General features: G+C 30.2%; 7 protein-coding genes. All 7 read left to right on the top strand.

What is annotated here, in order from left to right:
- Nucleotides 1-278, top strand: a 278-nt coding sequence (locus RR430_RS08875; protein ID WP_332508962.1) for a hypothetical protein, incomplete at its 5' end; no start/stop codon positions are given.
- 139 nt (nucleotides 279-417) lie between these two features.
- On the top strand, nucleotides 418-1221 hold the full coding sequence (locus RR430_RS08870) for an ATP-binding protein (protein WP_332508960.1): 804 nt from the start codon (nucleotides 418-420) through the stop codon (nucleotides 1219-1221).
- Complete coding sequence (locus tag RR430_RS08865; RefSeq protein WP_332508958.1) at nucleotides 1190-1336, top strand: hypothetical protein; 147 nt, start codon at nucleotides 1190-1192, stop codon at nucleotides 1334-1336. The genes RR430_RS08870 and RR430_RS08865 overlap by 32 nt, the downstream gene beginning before the upstream one ends.
- On the top strand, nucleotides 1336-1644 hold the full coding sequence (locus tag RR430_RS08860; protein WP_332508956.1) for a hypothetical protein: 309 nt from the start codon (nucleotides 1336-1338) through the stop codon (nucleotides 1642-1644). Before RR430_RS08865 ends, RR430_RS08860 begins: the two co-directional genes overlap by 1 nt.
- Nucleotides 1616-3472 (top strand): hypothetical protein, encoded by a 1857-nt coding sequence (locus RR430_RS08855; protein ID WP_332508955.1) that lies wholly within the window; start codon nucleotides 1616-1618, stop codon nucleotides 3470-3472. The genes RR430_RS08860 and RR430_RS08855 overlap by 29 nt, the downstream gene beginning before the upstream one ends.
- A gap of 2 nt (nucleotides 3473-3474) precedes the next feature.
- The gene (locus tag RR430_RS08850) at nucleotides 3475-3735 is read left to right on the top strand and encodes a hypothetical protein (protein ID WP_332508954.1); all 261 of its coding nucleotides are present in this window, start codon (nucleotides 3475-3477) and stop codon (nucleotides 3733-3735) included.
- A 43-nt stretch (nucleotides 3736-3778) separates the two neighbouring features.
- Nucleotides 3779-4894, top strand: a 1116-nt coding sequence (locus RR430_RS08845; RefSeq protein WP_332508952.1) for a replication initiation factor domain-containing protein, incomplete at its 3' end; no start/stop codon positions are given.

Below are 4894 nucleotides of genomic sequence, written 5' to 3'. Positions count from 1 at the left end.
TATTAAGGCTCTTCCTTTTCAGTAGAGTTCCTAATATAAAAAAAGAAAGAAAGGGGGATACATACATGTTACAAATCTTAACTACATTCGCTGAAACTGCGATAGATGTTTCGCCAATCGTTACTGCTTTTACTTCACAAGTAAATTCAGGTACAATCATCACTGCTATTGCTGCCGGTGTTGGAAGTGCTGCAGTTGTTGTTCTTGTATATGCATTAAGCGGTAAAGTTATCAATATCGTACAAGGTGCATTAAAACGTGGTCGTATCAAAGTTTAACAACTACGAGGTAAGCATTGCTTACCTTTTTATTTTACCTTGTTAGCGAGAATGGAACTTGTTTCTATTTGAGATATCAAGGCAGTGAGCGTTAGCGAGGTATGTCAACCTCGTTCTAGCAAAGAAAGGGGAATAATTCATGTTAGAAGAAACGGCTTTAAAAATGCCTTTAAATGCATTTGGAATATTCAAATATTTCAAATCAAGATTTATGTTTGCAAAACAAAACCCAAATTATTTTGTTCCTGATGGTTTAACAATTTTCGTTGGTCCTCAAGGAAGTGGAAAAACATTATCGGCAGTACAATATGTAAAAAAAGTTCTCAAAGATTATCCAAAATGCAAGCTTGTAACAAACATATTCATCAATGATTATCCAATCGTTACATATGAAGAATACATACACAATAATGGTTTGTATGATAATGAAGTTTCAAAAAAAATATATAACCAAGATAATCGAGTTTTTCCATTTAATAATGCTGATGATCTAGAACAATATAAAAATGATGATTTAGGTGTCTTGTTTTTCATTGATGAGATACAGCTGTATTTTAATTCTCTAGAAAGTAAAAATATCAATATGGATACTATGTCAGTTTTCTCTCAACAACGTAAACAACGACTTCATATTGTAGCTACAAGTCAAGTGTTCGGTCGCATGGCTAAACCTTTGCGTGAGCAATTTTCAAACGTAATTAAGTGTGAGTGTATATTAGGAATGTTACAACATAATAAATTTATTGATAGAGACTCATTACTGGATTCCAATGATGACTCTCACTTGGATGGAAAAGTAAAACACCGTTATTTTTGGTTTCATAAATATAAGTATTACCAAGATTATGATACTTATTATCTAATACACCGTAACAAATTTATAAGTAATGAGCTCAAGAAAGGGGATATATATGATAGTACCGAATTATCAAATAATAGTTGAATTAGTTGTTCAATTTTTAGCAGTTGCATTTCCAATATCAGTGGTTTTTGCATTAGCGAGTAAGCTTGCTCAAATGTTCTCTAATGCGATCAAGGGGAAAGAGAGAATATTGTAATGGATGAATTATTAAACGAAGAGGGGATACCACAAGATGATACAAATACTATTCCAGAGAGTGCTCCTACTTATACTAATGTTGATAATAATTTACCTGGTAATGAACAACAAGAAAGTCAAGTAGAAGTAGTAACAATAGATTACACTGAAACATTAAATAAAATCATTTTAAATCAAGAAAGTATAATACAGGAAAATATAAAAATGAATGAACAGTTCATCATCATAAATGACTTGTTGATATGTCTTTGTATTCTTGTATCAATGAGGTTTCTATATGACTGGCTTAAAAAAATATTTAACTAAGTTCATCAAAATATTCATATCTTTTTCGATTATTATATTGTCCATTGTTTATGTTCCACCTTTAGAAAAAGAAGTTGTTAAAGATGTTTATGCTACTGTATGTGATTTATCTAAACCTGAAACTTGTCAAAAGGAAATCGTTAAATATTTATTAGCATTATTAGGTATAAGAATACTCACTGATGATGGAGTTCTCGAATATGTTGAAGATGTTATCGAATATAAAAATCAAAATGGTTCTGATTTGTTTAGTTCATGGGATATTCAAGCTGCTGCTAATAATCAAATACGAATGTCCTCGCAGGGTTTATTAACATTCTTTCAAGATATATTTAATTTCAATAAATCTAAAAACATTCCTTGGGAAAGTGGTGATTTGAAATATGTAAACGGTAATACGATTGAGTTTTATAATAATAGTTTAAAGCTCTCTAATAAAGGTTCAATACAAGTACAAATAGCTGAAGGTAATGTTACTAACACTTTAAAATTTTATGAGATTTTAGATCATGATTTTAATACAACATATAATGTTCAAGGACTTGGAGTTATTGGTAATGTTAGTGGTAAATATACGGGTGGATATAGTAGTTTTGTAACTATTAGATATCCTAGAGTTTCTCATGGTTTATATGGTTTTGAAACGCAAGAATTATCTCCTAACAAAAATTATTATAAACTTCTAGATATTAATTATTATTTAGAGTGGGCACCTGTTGGTAAAAATGATTTCTCTTTAACTGAAGATACTATCGTACTTTGGCAAAAAAGTGCTTTTATTAAAGGTACTAATAATTTAGGTACTAATGGTAATATACCTATCTCATTTTGGTCTAAAACTAAAAATAAAATGATGTTATATACGAAAGAATATGCTGACTCTTTACCACTTCAAAGTAATATCGGTATGGAAGATTTACCTAAATCTCAACAAGAATTTTTAGATAGATTTAATATTCCAAGTGGTATTTTTGATTTGCAGGGAATTGATTTAATGCAAAGAGATTATCATGATTTTTTAGAAAAAATACCATTAATCTATGACCAAACATTCACTGAAACAATTCCACTTCCTACAGCAGTTCCAACTGTTCCACCATTTCCAACAACAGCACCATACCCAACATCAATTCCGTTTCCAACTTCAATTCCTAATGATTGGGCGGAGTCTATTCCATTACCACCGTTAGATTTACCGGCTCTTGGTGGTGATGAACCTTTATCTAATGCAGGAGCTGGAGCATTAACAGGAGCTTCATTTGGTTGGTTAGGAAACGCTTTAAATTCATTAATGGGAAATATAGGCAATATGATAAAGGCGTTACTTGATGCTATTGTAAAAATACCCGCTCAAATTGTTAACGGTATAGGAGATTTGATTAAGTGGTTAGGCAATATATTATCTCAAATATTAAACGCTGTTTTATCCATTCCTGATGTTATTGCGAAAGCTGTTGCTACTGTAATAGAATTTGTAACATCATTATTTTTTCCAGCAAGTTTTGATTTTGCAGCAATATTCTTTCCTTTACAGGAATTAGTTAAATCAAAGTTTCCTTTTATAAATGACCTTTCATCAATCTTTAAAAGCTTATTTAATACATTCATTAATTTTAATTGTACTAATGCTTGTATTGTTGTTTCAGAAGTCAGTTTATTGGGTCAACCATTGATACCAAGATTAGAGTTTGACTTAAGTGTTTTTAAATCACATTTTTCAATTTTATTTAACGCATATTATATTTTTATGGGTTTTGTTCTATCGTTAAATACTTTCAATTTTATTTACGATAGATTTAAAAGATTATTAGAAAAGGGGTGGCATTAATCATGATATTTACTGAACTTGTAAAAATTTTTGTTGAGATAGCTAAGTTTTTAATTAATTTGATACCTCCAATTAATTTGGATATTTCCAGTTTATCATCCTGGATAACTTCAGGTACTAATCTTCTTAACAGTGCTAGTGGTCTTGTTTGCTTATTTTTTCCTATGGATGTAGTTCGATTTTGTTTAGGTTTAGTGCTTGTTTGGTGCGTATTTGAATTCTTATATTGGACATTTCTTTATGTTGTTAAGATTTTCAAATAATCGCCCAAAAGCGACAGCTTGGGCGATATAGAAAGGGGCAACAATGACTAAAAACAGTAAAGTAGCCCCCCTTAATAACATGGGGGGTACGGCGTACAATGAAAAGTGTGAAATAGCCTTTTGTGAAAGCCTAATTGACTGGTTTTGTGTGTGTATAAAAAAGCATACACTAAATGATGTATTTAACTACTTTGGAAAAGACTTTTATAAGTGTGATTTTGCACCTATGCATTACGACTATATGCTTGTATATTATGAAAAAATCAAGATACTTGTATCAAATCGTAAAGATATGAATATATGCGTACTTCTATCCGGTCGTGCTTGTCGAGAACTTGAAGAACATTATTCATGGGATACTTTTTTTAGATTTATTAAGATGTATTCTCATCATAATAAATTTGAGTATATACCCAATTACAACATCACTCGTATTGATTATTCTTTTGATTATTATAATTGGAAATTTGATATTGTTAATCGTGTAGGTAAGTACTTTGATAATAACTTGTTTACCTCATTTTCTCGAAAAAATATTTATACAGTTTCTAAAAATTCTAAAGGTCAAGTAATTGGTAAATCTATTCGATTTGGAAAACGTGGAAACGAATTTAGTTTGATTTTCTACGATAAGTTGAAAGAAAGAAATCAAAGTGATCATGTTGTTTCTAAAAATATTAAATCTTGGTTTCGTATGGAAGCTACATTCAGTCAATCTTTAGCCATGGTCTTATTTGATGTATTGAATGATTCATCAAATAATGTTCAAAAATTCGTAGTGCAGTACATTTATAAAAAAATTGATTTCAAAAAGAAAGTTAAGGGTTATACCAAAGAAAGTAAAAATTTATGTAGAGTTGCGACTGCACAATGGTGGACCAGACTTTTAGGTACCATGACAAAATCTACTTTTAGTAAGAAAGCGTATCAATGTACGATAGACCAAAAGAAGAATTTTATTGAGCATTCAGTAGCAAAAACGCTATCGTTAGTATATGTCATGCAAAATCTTGTAAATGGTGAAACAAATCAACAAAGTTATTTAAAGTCTTTATGGGAAATTGGAAGTGAAAAAGTAGGGGATAAAGAACTAGGCATAGCTAATGATTACTTAGAAAAAAATGGTAAAGAGAAGATAACTATTGATGAACTAAAACAA

Origin of the sequence: Anaerorhabdus sp. (genome assembly GCF_036641015.1) — a bacterium.
Classification (GTDB): domain Bacteria; phylum Bacillota_I; class Bacilli_A; order Erysipelotrichales; family Erysipelotrichaceae; genus Anaerorhabdus.
Note: the sequence above shows the minus strand (reverse complement) of the source record. Positions and strands in the feature narration are given on the sequence as shown.

Bases quoted from the DNA above. Each gene is read 5' to 3' on its own strand.
- RR430_RS08850 (WP_332508954.1), top strand. From the start codon at position 3,475: ATGATATTTACTGAACTTGTAAAAATTTTTGTTGAGATAGCTAAGTTT.
- RR430_RS08860 (WP_332508956.1), top strand. From the start codon at position 1,336: ATGGATGAATTATTAAACGAAGAGGGGATACCACAAGATGATACAAAT.
- RR430_RS08870 (WP_332508960.1), top strand. From the start codon at position 418: ATGTTAGAAGAAACGGCTTTAAAAATGCCTTTAAATGCATTTGGAATA.
- RR430_RS08855 (WP_332508955.1), top strand. From the start codon at position 1,616: ATGACTGGCTTAAAAAAATATTTAACTAAGTTCATCAAAATATTCATA.
- RR430_RS08865 (WP_332508958.1), top strand. From the start codon at position 1,190: ATGATAGTACCGAATTATCAAATAATAGTTGAATTAGTTGTTCAATTT.